This is a genomic window from Aggregicoccus sp. 17bor-14 (genome assembly GCF_009659535.1).
Taxonomy (GTDB): domain Bacteria; phylum Myxococcota; class Myxococcia; order Myxococcales; family Myxococcaceae; genus Aggregicoccus.
The window spans coordinates 558202-583168 of the sequence record NZ_VJZZ01000001.1; the positions used below are offsets into that span (position 1 = coordinate 558202).

General features: G+C 72.6%; 21 protein-coding genes and 1 other RNA gene. 13 read left to right on the forward strand and 9 right to left on the reverse strand.

The window, feature by feature from the left end; all coding sequences use genetic code 11:
* Window positions 1-10: 10 nt before the first annotated feature.
* From FGE12_RS02495 to FGE12_RS02510, 4 genes are all read right to left on the reverse strand, one after another.
* Window positions 11-601, reverse strand: a complete 591-nt coding sequence (locus tag FGE12_RS02495) for an SGNH/GDSL hydrolase family protein (RefSeq protein WP_153864562.1) — start codon at window positions 599-601, stop codon at window positions 11-13.
* Window positions 602-614: 13 nt separating this feature from the next.
* Window positions 615-2093 (reverse strand): Do family serine endopeptidase, encoded by a 1479-nt coding sequence (locus FGE12_RS02500; RefSeq protein ID WP_153864563.1) that lies wholly within the window; start codon window positions 2091-2093, stop codon window positions 615-617.
* 123 nt (window positions 2094-2216) lie between these two features.
* On the reverse strand, window positions 2217-3812 hold the full coding sequence (locus tag FGE12_RS02505; RefSeq protein ID WP_153864564.1) for a glycoside hydrolase family 57 protein: 1596 nt from the start codon (window positions 3810-3812) through the stop codon (window positions 2217-2219).
* An 11-nt stretch (window positions 3813-3823) separates the two neighbouring features.
* Window positions 3824-5611, reverse strand: coding sequence for a DUF4912 domain-containing protein (locus tag FGE12_RS02510; protein ID WP_194797491.1), 1788 nt, complete (start codon window positions 5609-5611; stop codon window positions 3824-3826).
* 208 nt (window positions 5612-5819) lie between these two features.
* On the opposite strand from FGE12_RS02510, the gene FGE12_RS02515 reads away from it, so the two are divergent.
* Window positions 5820-7529, forward strand: coding sequence for a glycosyltransferase family 4 protein (locus tag FGE12_RS02515; protein ID WP_370458859.1), 1710 nt, complete (start codon window positions 5820-5822; stop codon window positions 7527-7529).
* A 135-nt stretch (window positions 7530-7664) separates the two neighbouring features.
* Window positions 7665-11579, forward strand: a complete 3915-nt coding sequence (locus FGE12_RS02520) for a response regulator (protein ID WP_153864567.1) — start codon at window positions 7665-7667, stop codon at window positions 11577-11579.
* A gap of 34 nt (window positions 11580-11613) precedes the next feature.
* Here FGE12_RS02520 and FGE12_RS02525 read toward each other — a convergent pair whose 3' ends face one another.
* On the reverse strand, window positions 11614-11814 hold the full coding sequence (locus FGE12_RS02525) for a hypothetical protein (RefSeq protein ID WP_228530502.1): 201 nt from the start codon (window positions 11812-11814) through the stop codon (window positions 11614-11616).
* Between the two features lie 215 nt (window positions 11815-12029).
* Here FGE12_RS02525 and FGE12_RS02530 point away from each other — a divergent pair, with 215 nt between their 5' ends.
* From FGE12_RS02530 to FGE12_RS02555, 6 genes are all read left to right on the forward strand, one after another.
* A complete protein-coding gene (locus tag FGE12_RS02530) occupies window positions 12030-12965 on the forward strand; it encodes an AAA family ATPase (protein ID WP_370458860.1) in 936 nt (311 codons plus the stop codon).
* 121 nt (window positions 12966-13086) lie between these two features.
* On the forward strand, window positions 13087-14037 hold the full coding sequence (locus tag FGE12_RS02535) for a branched-chain amino acid transaminase (protein WP_153864569.1): 951 nt from the start codon (window positions 13087-13089) through the stop codon (window positions 14035-14037).
* A 149-nt stretch (window positions 14038-14186) separates the two neighbouring features.
* Window positions 14187-15020 (forward strand): Fic family protein, encoded by an 834-nt coding sequence (locus tag FGE12_RS30835; protein WP_194797492.1) that lies wholly within the window; start codon window positions 14187-14189, stop codon window positions 15018-15020.
* Between the two features lie 17 nt (window positions 15021-15037).
* Window positions 15038-15868 (forward strand): deoxyribonuclease IV, encoded by an 831-nt coding sequence (locus FGE12_RS02545; protein ID WP_194797493.1) that lies wholly within the window; start codon window positions 15038-15040, stop codon window positions 15866-15868.
* Between the two features lie 18 nt (window positions 15869-15886).
* Window positions 15887-17017 carry a bifunctional oligoribonuclease/PAP phosphatase NrnA gene (locus tag FGE12_RS02550; RefSeq protein ID WP_153864570.1) on the forward strand — a complete coding sequence of 377 codons (1131 nt, stop codon included), beginning with the start codon at window positions 15887-15889 and terminating at the stop codon, window positions 17015-17017.
* Window positions 17014-18171, forward strand: coding sequence for an aminotransferase class V-fold PLP-dependent enzyme (locus FGE12_RS02555; RefSeq protein WP_194797494.1), 1158 nt, complete (start codon window positions 17014-17016; stop codon window positions 18169-18171). The genes FGE12_RS02550 and FGE12_RS02555 overlap by 4 nt, the downstream gene beginning before the upstream one ends.
* Before the next feature lie 4 nt (window positions 18172-18175).
* On the opposite strand, the gene FGE12_RS02560 is transcribed toward FGE12_RS02555, so the two are convergent.
* The 3 genes from FGE12_RS02560 to FGE12_RS02570 form a co-directional block, all read right to left on the reverse strand.
* Window positions 18176-18388 carry a hypothetical protein gene (locus FGE12_RS02560; RefSeq protein WP_153864571.1) on the reverse strand — a complete coding sequence of 71 codons (213 nt, stop codon included), beginning with the start codon at window positions 18386-18388 and terminating at the stop codon, window positions 18176-18178.
* Window positions 18389-18569: 181 nt separating this feature from the next.
* A complete protein-coding gene (locus tag FGE12_RS02565) occupies window positions 18570-19514 on the reverse strand; it encodes a serine/threonine-protein kinase (RefSeq protein ID WP_194797495.1) in 945 nt (314 codons plus the stop codon).
* Window positions 19511-20428, reverse strand: coding sequence for a M48 family metallopeptidase (locus FGE12_RS02570; protein ID WP_153864572.1), 918 nt, complete (start codon window positions 20426-20428; stop codon window positions 19511-19513). Before FGE12_RS02570 ends, FGE12_RS02565 begins: the two co-directional genes overlap by 4 nt.
* Before the next feature lie 184 nt (window positions 20429-20612).
* Here FGE12_RS02570 and ssrS point away from each other — a divergent pair.
* The 5 genes from ssrS (at window position 20613) to FGE12_RS02595 (ending at window position 24654) form a co-directional block, all read left to right on the forward strand.
* A non-coding RNA gene (gene ssrS / locus FGE12_RS02575) (6S RNA) lies at window positions 20613-20804 on the forward strand.
* Between the two features lie 21 nt (window positions 20805-20825).
* Complete coding sequence (locus FGE12_RS02580; protein WP_194797496.1) at window positions 20826-21449, forward strand: 5-formyltetrahydrofolate cyclo-ligase; 624 nt, start codon at window positions 20826-20828, stop codon at window positions 21447-21449.
* Window positions 21446-22237 (forward strand): TIGR00282 family metallophosphoesterase, encoded by a 792-nt coding sequence (locus tag FGE12_RS02585; protein WP_370458861.1) that lies wholly within the window; start codon window positions 21446-21448, stop codon window positions 22235-22237. Before FGE12_RS02580 ends, FGE12_RS02585 begins: the two co-directional genes overlap by 4 nt.
* A 31-nt stretch (window positions 22238-22268) precedes the next feature.
* Window positions 22269-23531: a tyrosine--tRNA ligase gene (gene tyrS, locus FGE12_RS02590; RefSeq protein ID WP_153864573.1), complete on the forward strand. Its 1263-nt coding sequence runs from the start codon at window positions 22269-22271 to the stop codon at window positions 23529-23531.
* A 61-nt stretch (window positions 23532-23592) separates the two neighbouring features.
* Window positions 23593-24654, forward strand: a complete 1062-nt coding sequence (locus FGE12_RS02595; RefSeq protein WP_153864574.1) for an EndoU domain-containing protein — start codon at window positions 23593-23595, stop codon at window positions 24652-24654.
* Between the two features lie 60 nt (window positions 24655-24714).
* Here the strand turns inward: FGE12_RS02595 and FGE12_RS02600 are convergent, their stop codons facing one another.
* A complete protein-coding gene (locus FGE12_RS02600) occupies window positions 24715-24954 on the reverse strand; it encodes a hypothetical protein (RefSeq protein ID WP_153864575.1) in 240 nt (79 codons plus the stop codon).
* Window positions 24955-24967 lie beyond the last annotated feature (13 nt).

A 24967-nucleotide genomic window follows, 5' to 3' on the forward strand; every position in this document is an offset into this window, starting at 1 on the left:
TCCGGAAGGGCTAGCGGATGAGGCCGCGCACCGTGGGGTAGAGGAACTCCGCCCACTGCGCGTACCCCGCCTCGGAGGGGTGGAAGCCGTCCCCGGAGAAGAACTCGGGGTGGCGCGGGATGTACGCGCGGCTCGCCCCGTACAGGTCCACCAGGTGCAGGCCGTGGCCGCGCGTCACGGAGGCGATCGCCGCGTTGAAGGGCTCGATGCGCCCCTCGTAGAGGCTGCTGGGCACCAGCTGCGCCACGGGCGCGAGCGCGAGGTCCGGCAGGTTGCTCACCACCACGGGCGCGCCCGTCTGCTTCATCCGCCGCGCGATGCGCTCGAGGTCCTCGGCGAAGGCCTCTACGCTGGTGCCCCGCCACAGGTCGTTCACCCCGATGCCCAGGGTGACGAGCGTGGGCTGCGCGGCGACGGCGCGCTTGAGCTGCCCCTGCACCACGTCCGCGGTGCGCGCGCCGCTCACGCCGAGGTTCGTGAGGCCTACGCTGAGCCCCTCGCGCCGCAGCCGCGACGCGAGGTGCTCCGGGTAGCCGCCGCCGCGCGCGGCGCCCACCCCCACGGCCGTGCTGTCGCCCAGGGCGACGAGGTGCACGCTCATCGGCCGCCGGGCCTCAGGGGACCTGCAGGGCGCGCAGCTGGCGCGTGTTGCGAGGCCCCTCGATGCGCAGCAGCAGCGTGGAGCCCTTGGGGGCCGCGCGGATCACCTTGAGCAGGTCCTGTGCGCTCTTCACCGGCTTGCGGTTCGCCTCCACCACCACCATGCCCGGCACCAGCTCGGCGCGCTCGGCCGGAGAGGTGGGCACCACGTCCGTGATGAGCGCACCGCCCGCCTGCGGGTTCGCGAAGCCGGCGCTCTGCGCGGTGCGCGCATCCAGGTCGCGCACGCTCAGGCCCACGCGCTGCTTGGAGCTCTCGTCCGAGCTGGGCTCGTCCGGCCCGCCCTCTTCCTCCTGCCCCTCCTCGGGCGGACGCTTGGCGAGCGTCACCTTCACGTCCTGCCGGCTCCCGCCGCGCAGCGTGCTGAGCGTGACCTGAGTGTTGGGCTGCTTGAGGGCCACGTTGCGGATCAGCGCCGAGGCGGACTCCACCTTCTGGCCGTCCACCGCGACGATGACGTCGTCCGCCTTGAGGCCCGCGCGCTGGCCCGGGCTGTTCGGAGTCACCTGGGTCACCACCGCGCCCTCCGAGGCCGGCACGCCGAGCGCCTTGCCCAGCTCCGCCGTGAGGTCCTGCACGCCCACGCCGAGGAAGCCGCGGGTCACCGAGCCGCTCTTCTCCAGCTGCGGCAGCAGCGCCTGGATGAGGTTGCTGGGCACGGCGAAGCCGATGCCGCTGCCGCCGCCCACGATGGCGGTGTTCATCCCGATGACCTCGCCGCGCATGTTGAAGAGCGGTCCGCCCGAGTTGCCCGGGTTGATGGCGGCGTCCGTCTGCAGGAAGTCGTCGTAGTTGCTCGCCCCGATGCTGCGCGCGCGCGCCGAGATGATGCCGAGGCTGACGCTGGAGGCGAGGCCGAAGGGATTGCCGATGGCCACCGCCCAGTCGCCCACCTTCATCGCGTCCGAGTTGCCCAGCCGCACCGAGGGCAGCCCGCCCGGCTTGCCCTTGAGCCGGATGACCGCCACGTCCGTGGGCTGATCGCGCCCCACCACGTCCGCGTCGAAGCTGCGCCCGTCATCGAGGCGCACCCGGATGGAGACGGCGTTCTCCACCACGTGGTTGTTCGTCACCACCAGGCCGCTCGGGTCGATGATGAAGCCGGAGCCCGCCCCCTGGCGCACCGGCTCGCGCCCGCCGCGGCCCTGCTCGCCGAAGAAGCGCTCCATGAAGTCGTCGCCGCCCTCGCCCGGAGCGCCGCCGCGCATGCCGCGCCGGCCCACCTTCGCCTGCACGTCCACGTTCACCACCGCGGCCTTCACCGAGTCCACGAGCGGCGCGAGCGAGGGCAGCGCCTGCGCGGGGTTGGACACGGGCGGCGGAGCAGCCGGACGGTTGGACGCGGCGGCAGGAGGCTGCGCCAGCGCGGTGGGCACCGCCAGGAGCAGCGCGGCAGTGAGGAGGCGGCGGACGGGGCGGCTGGGACGGGTCATGGTATTCCGAACCTAAAGCGGATTGTCGGCCCCGCAAGGCAAAGCGCCCTGCGGCGGGGAGGCAAACACCGGAGCGGTCGGCGTGTTCCCTGCCGTGCGTGGAGGGCCTGCGAGACCGTCCGCCTAGCCCGGGCGGTACACCCGGTAGTCGATCTCCGGGAACACGTTGTCGCGGCTCTCCAGCTGCGCGAGCGAGCCCTCGTCGATGCCGCCCGGCCCCGCGCGCAGCTGCTCGTGCAGTTTCTGGAAGCGCAGCACGTGCTCCTTCGTGCGGCGCAGCGCGTAGTCCACCATGGTGCCGGTCTTGAGGATGAAGGCCCAGTCGCTCGCCTGCGCGAGCAGCAGCTCGCGCGCGGCCTGGTTCAGCGCGCGCCGCTGCAGGGTGTTGGCCTCGGGGAAGTCGCGGGCGAGCTCCACCATGCGCTTCGCGCACTGCAGCAGGTGGCGGTAGAGCCAGTCGTTCGCCGGGTCCAGCCACATGTTCGCGTACCCGCGCTCGCCCCAGGAGGACATGGGTGGCGTGGCCACCTGGTTCTCCGGGAACTGCTCGAGGTCGTCCGTCGGGGTGACCAGCTGCAGCGAGTCCTTCAGCTGGGCCGCCTGGCGGATGAGGGCGTCGATGAAGTGCGGCCCCTCGAACCACCAGTGCCCGTAGAGCTCGGCGTCGTAGGGGGCCACCACCACGGGGCGGCGCGCGCCCATGCGCGAGGCGAGGTGCTCCACCTGCTTCTGGCGGTTGAAGAGGAAGTTGCCCGCGTGCACCCGGGCCCGCTCGCGCGCGGCCTCGGGATCGTAGGGGGCCTTCTCCGCCGTCTTGCCGGTGATGCGGAAGTACTTGAAGCCGGTGTTCTTGCGGTCCCCGGTGGGCTGGATGAAGGGGCGCACGTAGTCCAGGTCGAGGTCCCAGCCGATGTCCCGGTAGAACTCGCGGTACACGGGGTCGCCCGGGTAGCCCGTCTCCGAGCTCCACACCTGCTGGCTGCTCTCCGGGTCGCGCGCGTACGCGGCCACGCCGGCCTCGGTGTAGATGGGGGCGTAGGGGCCGAAGAGCGGGCGCGGGGTCGCGTCCGTGACCCCGTGGGTGTCCGTGAAGAAGAAGCGGATGCGCTCGGCGGCGAGGAAGCGCTCCACGCCCGGGTAGTAGCCGCACTCGGCGAGCCAGATGCCGCGCGGGTCGCGCCCGAAGTTCTGGCGGTAGTGGTTCGCGGCGACGGTGATCTGCGCGCGCACCGCCTCGGGCACCGGCTGCATCAGCGGCAGGAAGCCGTGGGTGGCGCAGCAGGTGATGATCTCGAGGAACCCTGCATCCTGCAGCCGGCGGAAGGCCCCCACCAGGTCGCGCCCGTAGCGCCCGTTGAAGGCCTGGCGCAGCGCCTCGAAGTGGTCTCGGTAGAAGCGCGCCACCGGCCCGAAGGTGGCGTCGTCGCGGGTGCGGTGCACCTCGCGCGCGCCCAGCTCGCACAGCTGATCGAGCCGCCGCGCGTAGCGCGCCACGAGCAGCTCGTCGCGCAACATGGTGACGAGCGTGGGGGTGAGCGTCAGCGTGAGGCGGAACGGCACCCGGTCCTCGACGAGCTGGTCGAAGACGCGCAGCAGCGGCAGGTAGGTCTCCGAGATGGCCTCGAAGAGCCAGTCCTCCTCGAGGAAGTCCTCGTGCTCCGGATGGCGGACGAAGGGCAGGTGGGCGTGCAGAACGATCGCGAGCGATCCCTGGCTCATGGCGCGCTCCTCTAGCGTCCCCGCCCGGAGGGCGAGGGAGACCAGGACGTCTGATCGGAGCTGCCCTCGCTGCGCGGCGGGGCCTCCAGATACGTGGGGGAGGAAGGCTGCTCGGCGGCGGGCCCCGGAGGAGGCAGCTCGCTCTCGCGGCGCACCTCGACCAGGTCCTCGAAGCCGCCGCTGCCCGGCAGGGGCACGCGGCGCCAGGTGATGTACTCGCGCACGGTGGCGGCCGGCGGGAGCGCGGCCGGCTGCGGCTCGAGCGCGCCGAGCCGCGGCACGCCCGCCGCGGGCACGCGCATGAAGCGCACGGAGTGATCCGCGGAGGGGCCCTCGGGCGGCAGCTGCACGCGGTTGGTGGAGTGGCCGATGCGCCGCGAGCGCCCGTCGCGCCCGACGAAGTGCAGCTCCACCCGGTAGGCGCGGCCGGGCGTGAGGCCGTGCAGGTAGAAGCTGCGCGACTCGAGCGCGAAGTCCTGCTCGCGCACCATGCGCTCGCCCTCGAAGACGCGCAGCACGGCGCGCGGCTCGCTCACCCCGTTCAGGGCGCGCTCCCGGGCGGCCTGGGAGATGTCCCAGAAGACGAAGAGGGTACGCGGATCACGCGGGAGGGCGATGGCGGCGTCGTCCGCATACTCGGAGGGCAGCTCGCCCATGCCCTGGCTGGAGGGGTGCGGCGCGGACACCTCGTGAGCAGGCGGGTGGGTGAGGTGGTGGCGGCGCGCCTCCTCTTCCCCGGCGACGCGCGCGACGAAGAAGCCCTCGACGAGGGGTTCGGCCTCGTGCTGCTCCATTGCAGACAGTTCCTCGGTTTCGCCGTGCAGGGCGGGCTCGTGGGCAGAGGGTGGGCGGATGGGCGCCGGCGATGCGGGCGCGGCGGACTCGGCCGATGGTGGGGTCGCCTCCTCCGGAATGCTCGTGGCGACAGGCCCCTCGGCTGCCGGAGGTCCAACCGATGACGCTTGCTGCGCCGCAGGTTCAGGTCGCGAACGGGGGCGCGCCGGGAAGCTCACGACCTCGGCGCGCGCCGTGGTGGCCGGGGCTGGTACCGGGCCGTCCCGGAAGGGCTCCGGTGGCGCGCCAGCCGCTGCGGCCTCCTCGGTGGCCGACGGTGCGGCCGCGGGGGCCGCCCGCTTCGCGGCCGTCTTGCGAGCAGGCGCCTTCTTCTGCGCGGGCTTGCTGGCGGCAGTGTCCTCGGCTGCCGCAGGCGTGCGCGCCGCTGCCTTCGGGCCAGGCGCGGTCCGGGCCGCCTGCGACTCCGCTGCGGGGACCTCGACCGCGGGTGCGTCCATGGGCACAGCTTCAGGCGCGGGGCGCGGCGCCGGGGCCTCCGCAGCCACGGCCTTCCGGGCCGGTGCCTTCTTCGCCGCGGGCTTCTCGGGGGCGTCCTCGGCTGCGCGCCCGGATGCGGCCGTCTTCCGGGCCGCGGCCTCGGCCGGCGCAGCAGGAGGCCCCTTCACGACCTCCTTCGCGGCAGGCGCAGGCGTGGCCGTCTTGGCGGCCGCCCTCGGCGCTGCCGGCTTCGCGTCCGTCTTCTGCGCGGACTTCGTCGTTGCCGTCTTCGGCGCGGGCTTCGGCGCAGCCGTCTTCGCCGCCTTCTGCGCGGGCTTCGTCGTCGCCGTCTTCGCGGCCACCTTGGCCGCAGTCTTTGCGGCCGAGCGCCCGCCGGCGACGAGGCCCGCCACCTTCGCCACCGCGGGGACGGCGGTCACGAGCGCCGCGACGAGCTCCGCCTTCGTCTTGAGCTTGCTGTGTCCGGGGCCCAGGTGCTTGCGGGCCAGCTCCCGCAAGTAGGCCACGGTGACGCTCTTGAGATCTTGCATAGACGTGGCTCGCGTTTAAGCCCGCGCTTGCGGGCGGTCAACGCGTGAATCCCCTTCTGTTCGTCGCTCGACCGGGCCCTCGCAGTGCGCCGGCCGAGGCACCGATTCCCCGGCGATGACGCCCGGCGATGACACCCGGTGCAGCGCCCGGGTATCCTCGGCACGCGTGAGCGATCTGCCCAGAGTGCTGCTCTGCAGCTACGAGGTCGTCCCGGGACCGACGGGGGCCTCCCGCCGGGTGGGCGAGTACCTGCGCGCGCTGCAGGAGCGCTACAGCGTCGTGGTGCTGTGCGCGAAGACGCCCGATCACGCGCACATCGAGAAGCTGCACGGCGCTCGCGTGCTGCGCGTCCCGGTGGGCACGGGAGACCTCACCTCGCGGCTGCAGACCTACGAGCGCGCGGTGCGCCGTCAGCTGGAGAGCGAGGAGTACGCAATCGCCCACTTCTTCGAGCCCGCGGCCGGCCACGCGCTGTGCGAGCTCCGGGGCGAGCACGGCGCCCGCCTCGTCTACGAGGCCCAGGGCTTTCCCTCGCTGGAGCTCCCCGCCCGGCACCCCGGCGTCGAGGTCGATGCCCGGCTCGTCTCGGGACTGCGCGACCAGGAGCTGCACTGCCTGCGCCGCGTGGACCGGGTCATCGTGGGCTCCGAGCTCACGCGCCGCTACGTCCTCGGCCTGGGAGTCGACGAGACGGCGGTGCGGGTGCTGCGGGCGCCGGTGCCGGTCCTCCCCTCCCCTGCCACTTCCGTGGAGGCGCCCCTCTCCGCGCCGCTGGAGATCCTGTACCTGGGCAGCCAGGTCGCCTGGCAGGGGCTCACCTGCCTGCTCAACGCCGTGGCGCTCGCCTCGACCCAGGCGCCCGTGCACCTGCGGCTCGTGGGACCGCGGCATCCGGTCTACGCCCCCTCACTCGAGGTGCTGACGGCCGAGCTCGGGCTGCAGGAGCGTGTCGAGTGGGTGGGCCCCGTCTCGCCGGAGCAGCTGCCCGCGGTGCTCGCTCGCGCCGACGTGGGCGTCGCGCCGCTCGAGGACGTGGAGCGCAACCGGGTGCAGGGCGGTGCGCTCGCGAAGCTGAGCGACTACCTCGCGGCGGGCAAGCCGGTGATCGCCTCGGACCTGCCGCTCACGCGCGCACAGCTTCCGGAGGGCGCCGCGCTGCTGCACCCACCCGGCGATGCGCGCGCGCTCGCGGCCCACCTCGTCACCCTCGCCCGCTCCCCATCGCTGCGCCGGCGGCTCGGCGCCGAAGCGCGTGCGTTCGCGGCCCGGACGCTGGACAGCGCGCGCGTGGGCGCCGAGCTGCTCGCGCTCTACGACGGGCTGCTCTCGCCCGCCGCCGCGCGCCCGCGCCCCCCCGGGCTGCGCGCCTCCGCGCCACACCCGCCCATGCACGAGCGCGAGACGGATCCCGCGTCGACGGTGCGGGCCCTCAGCGCCGCCGAGCAGCCGACGGATCCCGCGCGCCCCGTGGCTCCGCGCATCGCCGCCCCGCCTCCGCTGCCGCCGCGCGTGCCCTCGCGCGTGGGGATTCCCGCGATCCCTGCGCCCCCCGCCGCGCGCCCTCCAGCGACGCCCGCGCCGCAGAGAGCAGAGATTTCCAGAGCGGCCGTCTCGGCGCCCGCGAAGGGGTCCACCCATGGGTTGGAGCCGGCCGAAGAGCTGACGGAGGACGTCGAGGAGGCCGAGGAGATCCTCGAGGCGGACGCGCTCGACGAGCCCACCCTCTCCCCCTGGTTCGCGCAGGCCGCGCACGGCTACTGCCCGCCAGAGGGTGCGCGCTTCACGCGCCACACCCCGCCCACGAACTTCCCGGGCCGCGAGGAGGAGACGGATCCCGCGCGCGCAGCGCCGCGCACACCGGCGCCCTCCCTGCCACGGACCAAGCCGCGCTGAGCGCTGACCGAAAGGTCTTCCGGCGCACAGTGATGGCAGGCAACCGAGCGCGCGCACGATGCTTTCCATCCATCGCGCACGCCCGGTAGGCTGCGGCGGTTTCACTCCTCTCTCTCAGTGGGTCCCAAGAGCGCCATGGAGCGTCGCGTCCTCATCGTCGAAAGCCAGAACGAGTTCGCCCTGAGCATGGCGAGCGTGCTGCGGAGCGCGGGCTACCAGACGGCCATGGCTCCCACGGCGGCCGATGCGCAGCGCGAGCTGGAGAAGCGGCGGCCGGACCTGGTGGTGGTGCGCGCCGAGCTGCCGGACCAGTCCGGCTTCACGCTCTGCGGCCAGATCAAGAAGGGCAAGTTCGGCCAGAACCTGCGCGTGCTGCTGCTCTCCTCGGCCACGGGCGTGGAGGGGCTGAACCAGCACCGCCAGACGCCGGCCGCGGCGGACGGCTACCTCCTCATCCCCTTCGAGATGGGCGAGCTCGCGCAGATGAGCGCGGGCATCGTGGCCCCGCCTGCGCCCGCCTCCCCCGAGCGCGACGCGCTCGAGGCCTCGATGGATGCCTCGATGGACTCGGCGCTCGCGGGCGAGGCACCGCGCGAGGCCGCCCCGCAGCCGCCCCCCATCCGCACGCAGGCAGCCGGCGGCCCCCCGCGCCTGCCGCGCCGCGAGCGCCGCAGCGCGATCAACGACGAGGACCGCGCCTTCCTCGACCGGGCCTTCCAGTCGATCGCGGACCGCAAGGCGGAGCTGCTCGCCGAGAGCCGCCAGGTGCGCCGCACGCCCCCGCGCCGCGAGCAGATGGGCACGCCCGAGGGCAAGATCCAGATCCTGCGCGACGAGCTCAAGACGCGCGAGGCCCAGCTGGCCCGGCTCTCCGAGATCTGGAGCGTGCGCGAGCGGGAGCTGCTCTCGGTCGAGGACCGCCTCCACGAGAAGGACGTGGAGCTGCAGGGCCTGAAGATGCAGGTGGACGACCTGCTGCGCCGCTTCAACGAGGCGCAGAACACCATGCTCCTGAAGGAGCGCGAGCACGGTGCCACGGTCGACGATCTCATCCTCCAGAAGTTCGCCACCGAGAAGGACCTCATCGAGGTGGTGGCGGCCAAGGAGAAGGACATCAACGTCCTGCGCCGCGAGGCGAGCAACCGCGAGGACGAGCTCGCGCGCCGCGCCGGGGAGCTCGAGGAGCTGCGCCGCCAGCTCGAGGCGGCCGAGAAGCACACCTCGGTGCTCACGCTGGAGTTCGAGGTCAAGGAGCAGTCGCTGCAGGACGCGCTGCGCGGGCGCGAGGGCGAGGTCGCCCAGCTGACCGAGCGCGGCCAGAACCTGGAGCAGACGCTCGCGCAGACGCTGGCCGAGCGCGACGCGCGCTACGCGGAGCTGGCCGGCGAGCAGCAGGCCCTGCAGGACACCCTGGAGGCGGCGCGCGCCGAGCGCGAGCGCACCGTGCACGCGCTCGAGCAGCGCGCCCAGGGGGCCGAGGAGCACGGGCGCCAGACCGAGGAGGCGCTGCGCGAGGCACGCGCCGAGCGGGCCGCCTTCCAGGAGCGCACGGACGCGCAGGTCGCCGAGCTGGAGCAGGCGCTGGCCACGGCCACCGGCGAGCGCGACCAGGTGCGCGCCGAGAAGGACGCGCTGGAGGAGGAGCTGACCGGCCGCCTCGCCGAGCGGGACGCGAAGGTCGCGGGGCTCGAGGCGGAGCTCTCGGAGACCATCGCCCGCGGCGAGCGCGCGGAGGCGGAGCTCAACGCCGCCATCCAGCAGCACCTCGAGCGCATCGGTGAGCTGGAGGGCGAGGTGGAGTCCGGCCGCGCCCACCTCGCCGACCGCGAGGAGGAGCTCACCGGCGAGCTGCGCGCGCTCTCCGAGGCGAAGGACACGCTCGAGCACACCCTGCGCGGCGAGCTGCAGGTGCTCTCCACCGCCAAGGACGCACTGGAGCTCGAGCTGCGCGGGCAGCTGCAGGCCCTCTCGGACGCGAAGGACGCGCTCGAGGAGGCGCTGCGCGGCGAGCTGCAGGCGCTCTCCACGGCGAAGGACACGCTCGAGGCGGAGCTGCGCGGCGAGCTCGAGGCGCTCACCGAGGCGAAGGACGCGCTGGAGCAGGACCTCAGCGGCCAGCTCGAGGCGAGCCAGCGCGCGGGCGAGGAGCTGCAGGCCCGGGTGATGTCGCTCGAGGAGACGGTGTCCGCGCGCGAGGCGAGCCTCGAGGCGCTCGAGGCCCGGCTCGCCGAGACCGAGGCGCAGCTCGCGGACACGCGCGGCAACCTCGAGGCCACGGGGCAGACGCTCGCCTCCACCGAGGCGACCCTCTCCGAGACGCAGGAGGCCCTCTCCAGCACCCGCGGCGAGCTGGAGGCCACGGCGCAGACCCTGGCCCAGACCCAGGAGAGCCTCTTCGAGACGCAGACCCAGCTCGAGCAGACCCGCGAGCAGCTGTCCGGGACGCAGGCCCAGCGCGAGGCGCTCACGGCGGAGCTCGCCGAGACGCAGGGCACGCTCGCGCGCACGGTGCAGGAGCGCACGGACCTCGAGGCGGAGCTGCACGGGGCGCGCGAGGAGCTGGAGCGCGGCGCCGAGGCGCTGCGCGCGAGCGAGGAGGCGCGGGCCGCGCTGGACGCGGAGCTCAACGCGCAGCTCGCGCAGGTGCGCACCGAGCTCGCGGAGCTGCAGGGCCAGTACGAGGCGGAGCGCAGCGCGCACCAGCAGCTGGTCGAGGACAGCGCCGCGCAGCAGCAGGCGCTGCAGGAGCAGCTCACCCAGGCGCAGGACCAGGGCAACGACCTGGCCGAGCAGCTCTTCGCGACGAACCAGGAGCTGGGCGCGCGCGTCGCCGAGGTCACCCAGCTGGGCAGCCAGCTCGCGGCGACCGAGGATGCGCGCGCGGGGCTCGAGGAGCGGCTGCAGGCGCTGACCGCGGACTCCCAGCGGCGCGAGGAGCTGCTGCACAACGACCTGGCCAAGGCCGGCCAGGAGCTGGAGGACGCGCGCAGCCGGCTCACCGTGCTCTCGCAGGAGAAGCAGCGGCTGGGCGAGGCGCACGCGCGCGAGCTCGCGGCGCGCGCCGAGCAGCTCAAGCAGGCGGAGGCGCGCCTGCGCGCGCAGGCCGAGGAGGGCCGGCGCCAGACGGAGCAGCTCAACGCCCAGCTCGCGGCGCTGGCCGGCGAGCGCGACGGCGTGCGCAAGGAGCTCGCCGAGCGCGACGAGCAGCTGCGGGTGGCGGGCGTCGCCCAGGCGAAGCTGCTCAACGAGCGCGACGGGCTGGGCGCCCAGCTCCAGCAGTCGCAGGCGCGGCTGCAGGAGGCCCAGCAGGCGCAGGCCGCCGAGCGCGCGGAGGCGAAGCGCCAGGCGGACGAGCTCGCGGCGAAGCTCGCCCGCGCCGAGGCCCGCATCGTCCAGGTGACGCAGGAGGCCCAGGCGCGCGCCGCGGACGCGGACGCGAAGCTGCGCGACGCGCAGGGCCAGCTGGGTGTGCGCGCGAAGAAGATCCAGGAGCTGGAGCTCGCGGTCGAGAACGCGCACGGCGCCAAGGTGCGCGTGGAGAAGGAGTCCGCGGCGAAGCTCGCGAGCACCGAGACCCGCGCGAACGAGGCGCAGGTGAAGCTCGCGGCGGCCCAGCGCGAGCGCAAGGACCTCGAGGCCCGGCAGCACAAGGAGATCGAGGACCTGCTCGCGAAGCAGAAGGCGGAGCTCGAGCGGCGCGAGGCGATCAAGGCCCAGGAGGTGGCCCGCCTGCAGCAGTCCGTGCAGGAGAAGAGCAAGGCCCTCAAGGTGGTGGAGCTGGAGCTTGCCCGCTACAAGGCGAAGGCCCCGGCGGCCGGCGCGGCCGCCCCCGCGGCCCGCCCGGTGGCCGGCGTGGCGCTCGCGGATGCGGCCGTCACGGCCGTGGCCGCCCCCCGCCCTGCCCCTGCGGCGCGCCCGGCGCCTGCGGCGGCCGCCCCTGCGCGCCCTGCGGCCCCGGCGCGTCCCGCGGCCGCCCCCGCGGCGAGCGCCCCCGTGCCCCCGCCGGAGGAGGCGGACTGGACGGCGCTGGTCGACGAGCTGGACAAGTAGGCCTGGCGCCGCGCGCCGGCCTCGGGCCCGCTGGCTACAGCGCGGCCCGGGCCTCGCGCACCAGGTCCTTGAGGTGCAGGTCGCCGAAGAGGTCGTGCAGGGTGACGCTCGAGCCATTGGCGCGGGCGTGGGCCTTCTGCCAGCGCGCGTACACCACCCGGCCCGTCACGTAGACGAGCAGGAGCGGGAAGCCGCCCGGCACCAGCACCACGACCATCGACAGCAGCATCCGCATCCACAGCAACATGACCACGCGCCCCCGGCGTCCAATTCTCGGCGGGGTAGATGCACCCTGCGTGCCCACGTTGCGAAAAAAATTTCCCACCGTGCTTCCGGGCACTTGGCCGGCCGCCGGTCGCGCGCTGCGGGCGGCCTGTCGCGTCGGAGGGAGAAAACCCTGGCATTTTTGCCACAGTGGCCCGGAAACCTTTCCAGGTAAGGTCCCCCGCCGTGAGCCCTACCAGCCCCGACATCATCACCCTTCGCAGCGTGGAGGAGGCCGCCCAGCGGCTCGAGCAGGTCGGCTACCTGCCCTCACCGGAGATCGCCACCGCCGCCTTCCTCGCGGACCGGATGGACAAGCCCATCCTGGTGGAGGGGCCGGCCGGGGTGGGCAAGACGGAGCTCGCGAAGGCGCTGGCGCAGGGGCTGGGCCGCGAGCTCATCCGGCTGCAGTGCTACGAGGGCCTCGACGAGGCCAAGGCGCTCTACGAGTGGGAGTACGCGAAGCAGCTGCTGTACACCCAGCTGCTCAAGGACAAGATCGGCGAGATGGTGCAGGGCACCGGCTCGCTCTCGGAGGCGGCGGACCGGCTCGCCGGCAGCGACGCGGTGTTCTTCTCCGAGCGCTTCCTGCTGCCCCGCCCCATCCTGCGCGCCCTGCTCTCCGAGCGCCCCGCGCTCCTGCTGGTGGACGAGATCGACAAGGCGGACCCCGAGTTCGAGGCCTTCCTCCTCGAGGTGCTCTCGGACAACGCCGTCACCCTGCCGGAGCTGGGGACCTTCAAGGCGCGCCACGTGCCGCGGGTGCTGCTCACCTCGAACAACGCGCGCGAGCTCTCGGACGCCCTCAAGCGCCGCTGCCTGCACCTGCACATCGACTTCCCGGACCGCGAGCGCGAGCTGCGCATCGTGCGCTCGCGCCTGCCCCACGTGGCGCAGGCGCTCGCCGAGCAGGTGGTGGAGGCGGTGGCGGCCATCCGCGCACTGGAGCTGAAGAAGGCCCCCTCCATCAGCGAGACCCTGGACTGGGCGCAGAGCCTCGCGCTGCTCAACGCGGACGTGCTGAGCGCGGACCTCGTCGCCGCCACGCTCAACGTGGTGCTCAAGCACGAGGGCGACATCGAGAAGGCGCGCGGCAGTCTGTCTCAGATCGCGCAGGGCTGACACCGGCCGGGGCGCGACCCTTGCGACGCGTTGCCCTTCGCCGGCAGGGTGCGCATCTGGCGTTGACTTACCCGGCGCGCCGGGTACTTTGCGTTCAAACCTTTCCCAAGGACCCACCCTCATGTCCTCCTCGACCTCCTCGCAGGGCGTGCGCGCCGACCAGATCTGGCTCGATGGCAAGCTGATGAAGTGGGACGAGGGGCACGTGCACGTGATGACGCACGCGCTCCACTACGGCCTGGGCGTGTTCGAGGGGATCCGCGCCTACCGGACGCAGGACGGGCGGCTCGCGATCTTCCGGCTGAAGGAGCACATCCGCCGGCTCTTCGACTCGGCGCACATCTGCATGCTGAAGATGCCCTTCACCGAGGCGCAGCTGGAGGAGGCCTGCCTCGAGCTGCTGCGCAAGCAGAAGGACCTCTTCGCCAACGGCGCCTACCTGCGCCCCATCGCCTTCATGGGGGACGGGGCCATGGGCCTGGGCGCGGTGAACCCCACCCGCGTGGCGGTGACGGCGTGGGACTGGGGCGCGTACCTGGGCGACAAGGGCATCCGCGAGGGCATCCGCGCGAAGATCAGCTCCTTCACCCGCCTGCACGTGAACGTGAACATGGTGCGCGGGAAGATCACCGGCCAGTACGTGAACTCCATCATGGCCAAGCGCGAGGCGGTGCTCGCCGGCTACGACGAGGCCATCCTCCTGGACGCGAACGGCTTCGTGGCCGAGGCCTCGGGCGAGAACATCTTCCAGGTGAACAAGAAGGGCGTGATCAAGACCCCGCCCCTCTCCTGCCCCATCCTGGACGGCATCACCCGCGACTCGGTCATCCGCATCCTCCAGGACGCGGGCCACACCGTGCAGGAGGTGACCTTCACCCGCGACGCGCTCTACGTGACGAACGAGATCTTCTTCACCGGCACGGCCGCGGAGATCACCCCGGTGCGCGAGATCGACAACCGGCAGGTGGGCACGGGCAAGCCGGGGCCCATCACGCAGCTCGTCCAGGAGACGTACTTCCGGGCGGTGCGCGGGCAGGAACCCCGGTACGCCGAGTGGCTGACCTACGTCTAGCCGGAGGGCGGGCGCACGGCCCGTAGAGGGCGCCGGGCGTTTTAATTGTCCTAAGCGCGCGGAATTTCTACAATCACGGCGTCGTTTCCACCCGCGGTCCGGGGAAGGGGCATTTCCCCGGGGCCCGCGCGCGAAGGAGCCGTACGTCCGTGAAGGAACGCTACCAAGAGATCGACGAGAAGAACGACTCCCTTCGCGAGTACCTCGACATCTACAAGTCGAAGTCGAAGGAGTTCCTCGAGCGCTTCGAGATGTCGTGGATCTACCACGACGCGGCGCTGGAGGGCGTCGTCTACACGCCGCAGGAGCTGCAGGTGGCGCTGCACCCGCAGCGCGGCGCGGCGGAAGCGTCCATGGTCCCGGTGGTGCTGGAGATCCGCAACCACAAGGCCGTCTGCGACTACATCCGCGAGGAGGCCACGGGCGGCAAGAAGCAGGCGCAGATCACGCTGACCACGATCAAGCGCATGCACGACCTGTTCGCGGGCAACACGCCCGAGGCACAGGCGGCGCGTGCGGCGGCGGAGCGGCGCGAGCGCACCGAGAAGGAGCTGGCGAAGGAGCGCGAGAAGGGCGGCTACCGCAAGGACATGCCCCTGCACCGCACCTACTTCCACGACATCGCGCAGCCGGCGAAGATCCCCGCCCTGCTCGAGAAGCTGGTGGACTACACCGCGAGCGCGGAGTTCCGCGAGTTCCACCCGCTGAAGCAGGCGGCCACGGTGCAGCACCAGTTCCTGCAGATCTTCCCCTTCACCGAGCACAGCGGGAAGGTCGCGCGCATGTGCTCGAACCTCATCCTGCTGCGCCACGGGTACATGCCGGCGGTCATCCACTCCATCGACCGGCAGAAGTACTACGAGAGCTTCCGCGCGCCCGTGGGCGCCTTCCGCACGCTGCTGATGGACGCGATCGAGAACTCGCTCGACAACGGGCTCAAGTACTTCCGCGACCTCAACCGCCGCTACAAGGCGATCAACTAGTCCCCCACCCCGCCGCCGTGATCCTCGGAGCCCACGAGTCCATCGCCGGCGGCGTGAGCCAGGCCTTTGCCCGCGCCGAGGCCCACGGCGCGAAGAGCCTGCAGATCTTCACCAAGAACGCGCGCGGCTGGAGCGCCCCGCCCCTCGCGGACGCGGAGGCCGCGGCCTTCCGGCGCGAGGCCGCGCGCACGGGGCTCCCCTCCGTCGCCCACGGCAGCTACCTGGTGAACCTCGCCACCGAGGACGCCGGCCACCGCGAGCGCTCCCTCGCGTGCGTCACCGAGGAGCTCACCCGCTGCGAGCGCCTGGGGGTGAGCCTGCTCGTGCTGCACCCGGGCGGCCACCCGGACGAGAAGCGCGGGCTGAGGCTCATCGCCGAGGGGATCGACGAGGTCCACGCCCGCACGCCCGGCTTTCGCGCCCGCCTCTGCCTCGAGGTGACGGCCGGCCAGGGGAATTGCCTGGGCTGGCGCTTCGAGCACCTCGCGGAGATCTTGAATCAGGTGAAGGCCGAGTCCCGCGTCTCTCTGTGCCTGGACACCTGCCACCTCTACGCGGCCGGCTACGATCTGGCCACCGAGCGCGGCTATGCGCAGGTGATGGACGCGTGCGACCGGCTGGTGGGGCTCGAGCGCGTCGCCTGCTTCCACCTGAACGACTGCAAGAAGGGCCTCGGCTGCCGCGTGGACCGCCACGAGGAGATCGGCCGGGGAGCACTCGGGCTGACGGCCTTTCGCTGCCTCGTCAACGATCCCCGCTTCCGGGACACCGTCGGGGTCCTGGAAACGCCGGTTCCGGAGCGTTATTCAGACGCTCTTCAGCTTCTCCACTCGCTGGTCCAGACGTAAAAGCGTCCCTCGCCCGCCATGCCTGTCTCCCCCACAGCCCCCGGCCGTAAGCCTCCGGCCCCCGTCCCCGCGCCGCTCCCGGAGGACGGATCGGAGCCCCCGCCGAGGCTCGCGCACCTGCCGGCGCGCGACAAGCTCGAGCGCCTGCTGCGGGTGGCCAAGGGTCACAAGCGCGCGCTCATCGTCACCCACGACAACCCGGACCCGGACTCCATCGCGGCCGCGGTGGCGCTGGGCCACGTGCTGGAGAGCTGCGCGGGCGTGGAGGCGGAGGTCGGCTACGGGGGCATCATCGGGCGCGCGGAGAACATCGCCTTCGTGAAGGTGCTGCGCCTGCCCGTCACGCACATCAGCCAGCTGAACTTCGACGACTACGATCTCTTCGGCCTCGTGGACACGCAGCCGCCCGTGGGCAACCACTCGCTGCCCTCGCGAATCCGCACGGACATCGTCGTGGACCACCACCCCTTGCGCGACGAGAGCCTGCTCTGCCCCTTCGCGGACGTGGGCGGCGACTTCGGCGCCACCTCGACCATGCTGGTGGAGTACCTGCGCGCGGCGCGGCAGGAGCCCTCGGTGGAGGTGGCCACCGCGCTCTTCTACGGCATCAAGGCGGACACCCGGGACCTGGGCCGCGAGACGACCCAGACGGACGTGGACAGCTACCTGTGGCTGTTCCCGCGCTGCGACAAGCAGCTGCTGGGGCAGATCGAGCACCCGGTGCTCCCCGCGCGCTACTTCCAGCTCTACCACACGGCCTTCGAGCGGGCGAAGGTGCACGGCACCGCGATCGTGACGAACCTCGAGGAGGTCTACTCGCCGGACATGGTCGCCGAGGTCGCCGAGCGGATGATGTTCCTCGAGGGGATGAAGTGGAGCCTCGCGTACGGGACCTTCCGCAACCAGCTCTTCGTCTCCCTGCGCGTGAAGGACCGCCGCATGAACGCGGGCCGCCTCATCCGCGAGATCTGCGACAACAAGGGCGGCTCCTCGGGCGGCCACGGGAGCATGGCGGGTGCGCGCCTGCCGCTCTCGGGCAACGCCGCGAAGCGCAAGGCCTTCAAGCGCGAGCTCGTGGCGCAGTTCCTCGAGGCCTTCGGCGTCTCCGAGGAGCGCCCGGTGGCCCTGCTGTCCGCGCAGGACACGTGATCTACTGGGATCACAACGCGTCCACCCCCCTGCGCCCCGAGGTGGCCGCGCAGCTCGCGCAGGCGCTCTCTGCGGGCGCCCCCGCCGCGAACCCCTCGAGCACGCACCGCGAGGGGCGCGCCGCCCGCGCGAGGCTCGATGCGGCGCGCGCCCGGGTGGCCCGCGTGCTGGGCTGCGAGCCGAAGGAGGTGTGCTTCACCGCCTCGGGCTCCGAGGCCGCCGCGCTCGCGCTCAAGGGAGCCTTCCTCGAGCGCACGCGGAAGGAGCCCGCGCGCCGGCGCATCGTCACCTCGAGCATCGAGCACCCCGCGCTGCTCGCGGCGCTCGCGCAGCTCGAGCCCCACGGCGCCGAGCTGTTGAAGGTGGCGCCGGGGCCTGACGGCCAGGTGCCTCTCGCGCAGCTCGTGGCGGCGCTCGGCGAGGGCCCGGATGCCGCGGCCCTGTGCTCGCTGATGTGGGCGAACAACGAGACGGGCGTGGTGCAGCCGGTGCGTGCGCTCGCCCAGGCCTGCCGCGCGCGCGGCATCCCCTTCCACACGGACGCCGTGCAGGCCGCAGGCAAGCTGCCCTTGAGCTTTCGCGAGGTGGACGCGGACCTGCTCTCGCTCTCGGCGCACAAGTTCGGCGGGCCCGCGGGGGCCGGCGCGCTCGTCGTGCGCGGCGGCCTCGCGCTGCAGCCGCTCACCCCGGGACACCAGGAGGGCGGACGGCGCGGCGGCACCCAGGCGCTGGCCCTCCTCGAGGCGCTCGCGCTCGCGCTGGAGCTCGCCCAGGCGGCTCAGCCCGCGCACGCCGCGCGCGTGGGCGCCCTGCGCGACGCCTTCGAGGCCGAGCTCCTCGCGCGCCTGCCGGGGGTACGCGTCAACGGGGGCGGCGCGCCCCGCGTGGCCAACACGAGCAACCTGCACTTCGAGGGGGCGGACGGTGAGGCGCTGCTCATCGCGCTCGACCTGGAGGGCATCAGCGCGTCCGCGGGAGCCGCCTGCGCCTCGGGCTCCCTCTCCGCGTCGCACGTGCTGCGCGCGCAGGGGCTGAGCGAGGCCGAGGCCCGCGCGAGCCTGCGCTTCTCCCTCGGCCCCGAGGCGAGCGAGGCCGAGGTCGCGCGGGTGGTGGCCGCGCTCGTGGCCCACGTGCCCGCGGCGCGCGCGGCCTGAGCGGCTACCAGCCCTGATCGGGCAGCTTGTCCTTGCGCACCTCGGGAGGCGGCTCGCCGTAGCCCGGCTCGCCCTCGAGCGGCTCCTTCGTGAACGTCTCCTTGCGGTGCGCGCCCTCCTCGTCCTGGGCCTGCCGGCCCTGGCGCTGCTCGCCGCTCTCGTCCTGATCCTGGCGCAGCCCGTGCTCGCCGTCCGGGACCTTGGTGTTGTCGCCCATGGTGTGCTCCTCCGTGTCTCTCGAGTCCTCGCGCCCTCTCGCGGCGCGCACGGAGAAAGCTCGGCACGGCAGGTGGCCGCGCGCAGTGCCCGGCGCAGGCCACAGAGACACCGCTCGTCCGGGCGGCTGCTGTCCGGGAGGCCGCACGGCGAGCGCCCCTGCGCGCTCGGACATCGCTCGCTCAGCCCTCGTCGGAGGCGCCGAAGAGCCCGCGCACGAGGGCCGCGATGGCGAGCGGCGTGCCCACGCGCTCGTCGTAGTGGGGCGCGAGCGCCTCGGCGTACTCGGCGGCGGAGGCGAAGCGGTCCTCCACGCGCTCGGCGAAGCCGCGCGCCACCACGGCCTCCAGCGCCTCGGGGAGCTCGGGGCGCAGCGCGCGCAGCGGGCGGTAGCTGCGGCTGCGGATCGCCTGGAACACGGCCTCCGGCGTGGGGCCGGTGAAGGGGCGCTCGAGCGTGAGCAGCTCGTAGAGCACCACCGTGGCGGCCCACAGATCCAGCGGCGCCGAGACCTCGCCCTCCAGCGCCTCGGGCGAGAGGTAGTAGGGCTTGCCCAGCGTCTCCGCGCCCGAGTGCGCGCCGCCCACGCGCACGCGCGCCACGCCGAAGTCCCCCAGCTTCACCTCGCCGAGCCGCGAGATGAACACGTTGGAGGGGGACACGTCGCAGTGCACGATGCCCAGCGGCTGCCCGGCCGAGCCGCGCGCCCCGTGCGCGAAGGAGAGCGCCCCCAGCAGCACCTTCGCCAGGTACACGCCAAAGTCCACCGGCAGCGGGATGCCGCGCGACTTGCAGCGGCGCAGCACCTGGGCGAGGTCGCGCCCGTCCACCAGCTCCATCACGATGAAGTACTGGCCCGCGAGCGCGCCCACCTCGAGCACCCGCACGATGTTCGGGTGCGCGAGCGCCTGGGTGAGGTCCGCCTCGCTGAGGAAGCGCACCACGGTGTCCGCGTCTCCGGTGAGCGCGGGGTGCAGGCGCTTGAGCGCCACGGTCCAGCCCTCGCGGGGGCCGGAGAGCACGCGCGCGCGGAACACCTCGGCCATGCCCCCGCGGCCGAGCGCCGAGAGCAGCTCGTAGTTGCCGAAGAGCCGAAGGCTCTGGCGCGAGGGCGGCGGCGCGGTCACGGCCTCGCGCGCCCTCGCCGCGCCTCGGCGCGCTGCTGCTCGTCCGCGCGCTTCACCAGCGCCTTGAACTCCGGATCGTTGCCCAGCAGGCGGTTCAGGTCCGCGTCCTGGCGCATCTCGTCCGGCAGGGCGAAGCCCAGCTCCACCGCGCGCCCCAGGTCGCGCAGGGCGCTCGCGCGATCCTTGAGCCGGCTGTGCGCGCAGGCGAGGTTGAAGAAGGTGGTGGGCTCGCGGGGGTTGAGCTCCGCGGAGTGCTCGTAGGCCGCGAGCGCCGCGGGCACGCGGCCGCGGAAGAACTCCGCCACCCCGAGCAGCTGGTAGGCCGCCCAGTTGCGCTCGTCGTAGGAGATGCCGACCTGCAGCTGCTGCGCGGCGCCCACGTAGTCGCGCGCGGCGAGCAGGCGCTGGCCCTTCTCGAAGGCGGCCTTCGCAGCCTCGGGGTTGCTCGTCCCGCGCACGGGCTCCGCCGCGCTCGCGCTGCCCGGCCGGGCGCCGGGGCCCGCGGCCACCAGCACCAGCGCGCCGCCCTCCCCGAGCGCCGCCGAGCGGCACCCGGGCTCCAGCCGCACGTGGCCCGAGAGCGTGTGATCCGCAGGGTTGTAGAAGGCGAGCAGCGGGTAGCTGCGCTCCGGCGCGCACGCCGCGCCCGTCTGGCACAGGAGCACCGAGCCCACCAGCACCTGGCCCTGGAATTGGCCCTCCAGCACCCGGCGTTTCTCCTCGAAACCGCAGGCGCCTCCGCCCGCGGCGTGGCCGCTCACCCGGTCTCCCTCGCGGCTCAGGAGCAGGGGGCCGAGCGGGTCCGCCCGGTACAGGCCCTCGGGCGCGGGGGAGCCGGGCACGGGCGCCGCCGAGCCCACGGGCGCAGCGCCCAGGACGAGCAGTGCGAGCAACGGGAGGCAGGGGAGGCGCATCGGAAAGGGCTGCACCGGCGGCGAGATGTGCAAACTATCCGACAGCATAGAGGTGCCTCCTCCCCCTGTAAACGCACGCACGACGCCTTGACCGGCGGCAGAGGCGTCCTTATCATTTCAGCAGGCAGCTTGACGTTTTGCCTGTGACTTCAGGAGTTTAGAGTAGAACGGGTTGTTAAAAGGCTGTCCCCTGCGGGGCGCGTGATGCCCAGCAGAAATTCGAACCGATACGTCCACTACGGGGTCCGTTTCGGGTTCCATGTGCAAGCCCTCCCCCTCACGGGGAGAGGGAAGCCTACGGAGCCATTCTCGGGTCCCACCTGGTTTCTACTGGGTTCAATGGACGCTTGGCACACGGCCATACGGCGGGGGACTTTTTCTTCGGAGCGGCAAGGGCGTGAGCGAGACGGCGGTGGATCAGGGGGCGGCCCGGAAGGTGACGTTGCGCGAGGAGCTGACCGCGCGGCGCAAGGCGATGACGCCAGACGTCATCGACGGGCGAGGGTTGAAGGTTCAGTCTCGTTTTTTGGCGTCACCGTACTACCAGAAGGCCCGGACCGTGGCGCTCTACGCGCCCATCCGGGGTGAAGTGCCCACGCGGGACATCCTGATCGCGGCGCTCGCCGACGAGAAGGTGGTCTGCTACCCGCTCTCGCACGTCCACGGCCGCATCCTCTCGTTCCGGGCGATCACGTCCGAGAGCGAGCTGGAGCCGGGCCGCCTGGGCGTGCGCGAGCCCAACAGCGCGAGCGAGCTGGTGCCGGTGGACCAGATCGATCTCTTCGTGGTGCCGGGGCTCGGCTTCACGCGCGACGGCAAGCGCCTGGGGCGCGGGGGCGGCTACTACGACGCCACCCTGCGCGCCGCGAGCGCCCGCAGCCGGCGCGTGGGCCTGGCCTTCTCGGACCAGGTAGTCAACGTGCTGCCCACCAACCAGGATGACGTGGACATGGACCTGGTGGTGACCGAGTCTGAGTCCCTTCGCGGGCTGTGCCGCGACTGGGAGTTCGGCGACGCGTGAAAGTCCTCTTCATGGGCGATGTGGTGGGCAAGCCGGGTCTGACGGCGGTGCGCACCCTGTTGCCCAAGCTCATCGGCCGGCACTCCATCGATCTGGTCATCGCGAACGCGGAGAACAGCGAGGGGGGTGCCGGCATCTCCGGCGAGACGGCGGAGCACCTGCTGCAGAGTGAGGTGAACCTCCTCACCAGCGGCAACCACTTCTGGACCAAGAAGCAGATCCTGCCCTGGATCCAGGAGAACCCGGACCTGCTCCTGCGCCCCGCGAACTACCCCAAGGGCGCGCCGGGCAAGGGCCACACCGTCATCCAGACGCCGGGAGGCCGCAAGCTCGGGGTGATCAACCTCGAGGGGCGCGTCTTCATGAAGCCCCTGGACAACCCCTTCCCGCTCGCGCTGCAGCTCGTCGAGGAGCTCAAGAAGCAGACGAACTGCATCCTCGTGGACATGCACTGCGAGGCCACGAGCGAGAAGAATGCGATGGGCGCGCACCTCGACGGCAAGGTGAGCGCGGTGGTGGGCACCCACACCCACGTGCAGACGGCGGACGAGCGCATCCTCCCGGGCGGCACCGCCTTCATCACGGACGTGGGCATGTGCGGCCCGCTCGACTCGGTGATCGGCGTACGCAAGGAGCTCTCCGTGGAGCGCTTCGTCACGCTGCGCCACACCCCGTACGAGGTGGCCAAGAACCTGGTCTACCTGCAGGGCGTGGTCATCGACATCGACGACGCCAGCGGCCGCGCGCGCAGCATCGAGCGGGTGCGCGAGCACCTGCCGGGCACCTAGACGCGCTCGGCCAGTGCGCTAAAACGCGCCCATGGCTTCAGACGCGCTGCGCAGAGCGACCCCCGAGGAGCAGTTCCAGGAAGTGACCCGCGGCACGGTGGACCTGCAGGTCGCCGAGGAGCTGCAGAAGAAGCTCAAGCGCTCCTACGACTCAGGCAAGCCGCTGGTCATCAAGGCGGGCTTCGATCCGACGCGGCCCGACCTGCACCTGGGGCACTCGCTGCTGCTCACGCGCATGCGGCGCTTCCAGGAGTTCGGCCACACGGTGGTGTTCCTGATCGGCGACTTCACCGGGCTCATCGGTGACCCCACCGGCAAGAACGCGACCCGCCCTCCCCTCACCCGCGACGAGGTGGCGGCGAACGCGGAGACCTACAAGAAGCAGGTCTTCAAGGTGCTCGACCCGGCGGTGACGCAGGTGCGCTTCAACTCCGAGTGGCTCGACAAGCTCGGCACCGAGGGCACCATCCGCCTCGCCGCGCGCTACTCGGTGGCGCGCATGCTCGAGCGCGACGACTTCAAGAAGCGCTTCCGCGACGGGCGCACCATCGCGATCCACGAGTTCCTCTACCCGCTGCTGCAGGGCTACGACTCGGTGGCGCTCAAGGCGGACGTGGAGCTGGGCGGAACGGATCAGCTCTTCAACCTGCTCGTGGGCAGGACGCTGATGAAGGAGAGCGAGATGGAGCCGCAGATCGTCATGACCGGGCCCATCCTCGAGGGCCTCGACGCGAAGGCGGTCGACGGGAAGATCGAGGGGAACAAGATGTCCAAGAGCCTCGACAACTACGTGGGCGTCGACGAGCCGGCCGAGCAGATCTTCGGCAAGCTGATGAGCATCACGGACGACCTGATGTGGCGCTACTACGAGCTGCTGTCGGGCCGCTCGCTCGCAGAGGTGCAGCAGCTCAAGAGCGACGTGGCGAGCGGCAAGGCGCACCCCAAGGCCGCGAAGGTGGCCTTCGCGCAGGAGATCGCGAGCCGCTTCCAGGGCGCCGAGGCGGGCCGTAAGGCGGCCGAGGACTTCGAGAAGCGCTTCGCGGAGAAGAAGCTCGTGGTCGAGGACCTGCCGCTGGTGGAGGTGCCGCTCGCGGGCGCTGCGGCCATGGGCGTGGCGAAGGTCGCGACCGAGGCCAAGCTCACGGCGAGCGTCACCGAGGCGCGCAAGCTGATGGCCCAGGGCGGCGTGCGGGTGAACGGAGAGAAGGTCTCCGACCCGAAGGCGGAGCTGGGCCCCGGCGAGTACCTGGTGCAGGTGGGAAAGCTCAAGGCCGCCCGCGTCCGCATCGCGTAGTCGGCGTCGAGGGTGCCGGGCTCGCCACCGTGAGCCCGTGCGCACGCTACAGTGCGCCGCGATGCGCACCCTCGCTCTCGTCATGCTGCTGCCCCTGCTCGCCCTCGCGCAGGGGTCCACCTACCGCGCCTCCGCTGCTGGCACGGCCGTCACCGAGCCCGGCTCGAAGCGCGAGGCCTTCGCGGTAGCGCCCGGCCACACGTACCCACTGCTCAAGCGCGGCGGCCCCGGCGGCGCCTGGTGCAAGCTGCAGGGGCCCGGGGGAAGCGCAGGCTGGGTGTTGTGCGCCAGTGCTGCCACGTCGGCGGCCCCGCCCGCGGACGAGGCTCGCTCGAGCCCGTCAGCAGCCTCGTCACCGCAGCAGGCGCCTCCCGCGCGCGCGCCGACGGCAGGAGCGCCCCCGTCGGCCTCCGCGCCTCGTGCCGTGACAACGGTTGGCAACGCCCACGGCTGTGCCACCTCCTGCAGCCGGCACCTGTTCTCGCAGCCTCCTGCGCTCTCGGCGGCGGACCGGGAGATTCTGGGCCTGTGCCCCGCCCGGCCGGACGCCTCGGTCAGCGCCGAGGACGCGCGCCGCTTCTTCGCCGCCCACTACGACGACCCGCGCCTGCAGCGCGCCCTCTCCGCCGCGGGCCGCCCGGGTAACCGCGAGGCGAACGTGCAGTGGCTCACCTCGCTCTGGGTGGGCACTGGCCCGCGCAACGCGTTCACGCACGTGTTCTGCGGGGACGACTGGGGCCGCGAGCAGATCGGCGGGCTGCACTACCTGCCCCGCTACGCGCAGCTCGAGTCCGAGGGGAAGCTGTGCTTCGACGGTCCGGTGAGGGGCGGCGCACCGGTGCAGCGCGGCAGCTACCTCATCCGCTTCCACGCCGTGGCGCCGTGGTCCTGCGCGACGAAGCCGGTCGGCGGTTTTCCGCAGCAGTCGGATCCCGTACAGGTGGTGGCCATCGGGACGCGCGCCTTCGTGCGCTGCTGCGACCGAAGTGGACGCGAGGGCGGCGTGTACAGCGCGCCGGACCTCGGCGGCGGGGCGTGGCAGGTGTTCTGCGGAACGCGCAACGGGACCTACGGGATCGCGACGCTGTACCCCACGGACGCGCGGGCGACGTGCGGGGAGTGACGCAGCTTCGCCCCGCACCCTCACCCCGACCCTCTCCCAGGCGGAGAGGGAGGACGCTGCCTACGCGTGGACGGGGATGAGGACGCCCACGTACTCGGCCTCGGCGCGCTGCCGCTCGATGGGCGCCGAGGTCTTGTCGAAGGCGCCCAGCTCCCAGAGCTCCCCGCAGGTGGGGCACCAGTAGAGCGTGGCCATCGTCTCGGGGTGCGCGGCCAGCTCGCGCACGTGGCTCATCCGGATGCCCGCGAGTCCCTCGGCCTCCCGCTCCTCCGGCTTCACCTCGCAGCCCTCGCACGCCATGACGCACCTCCTC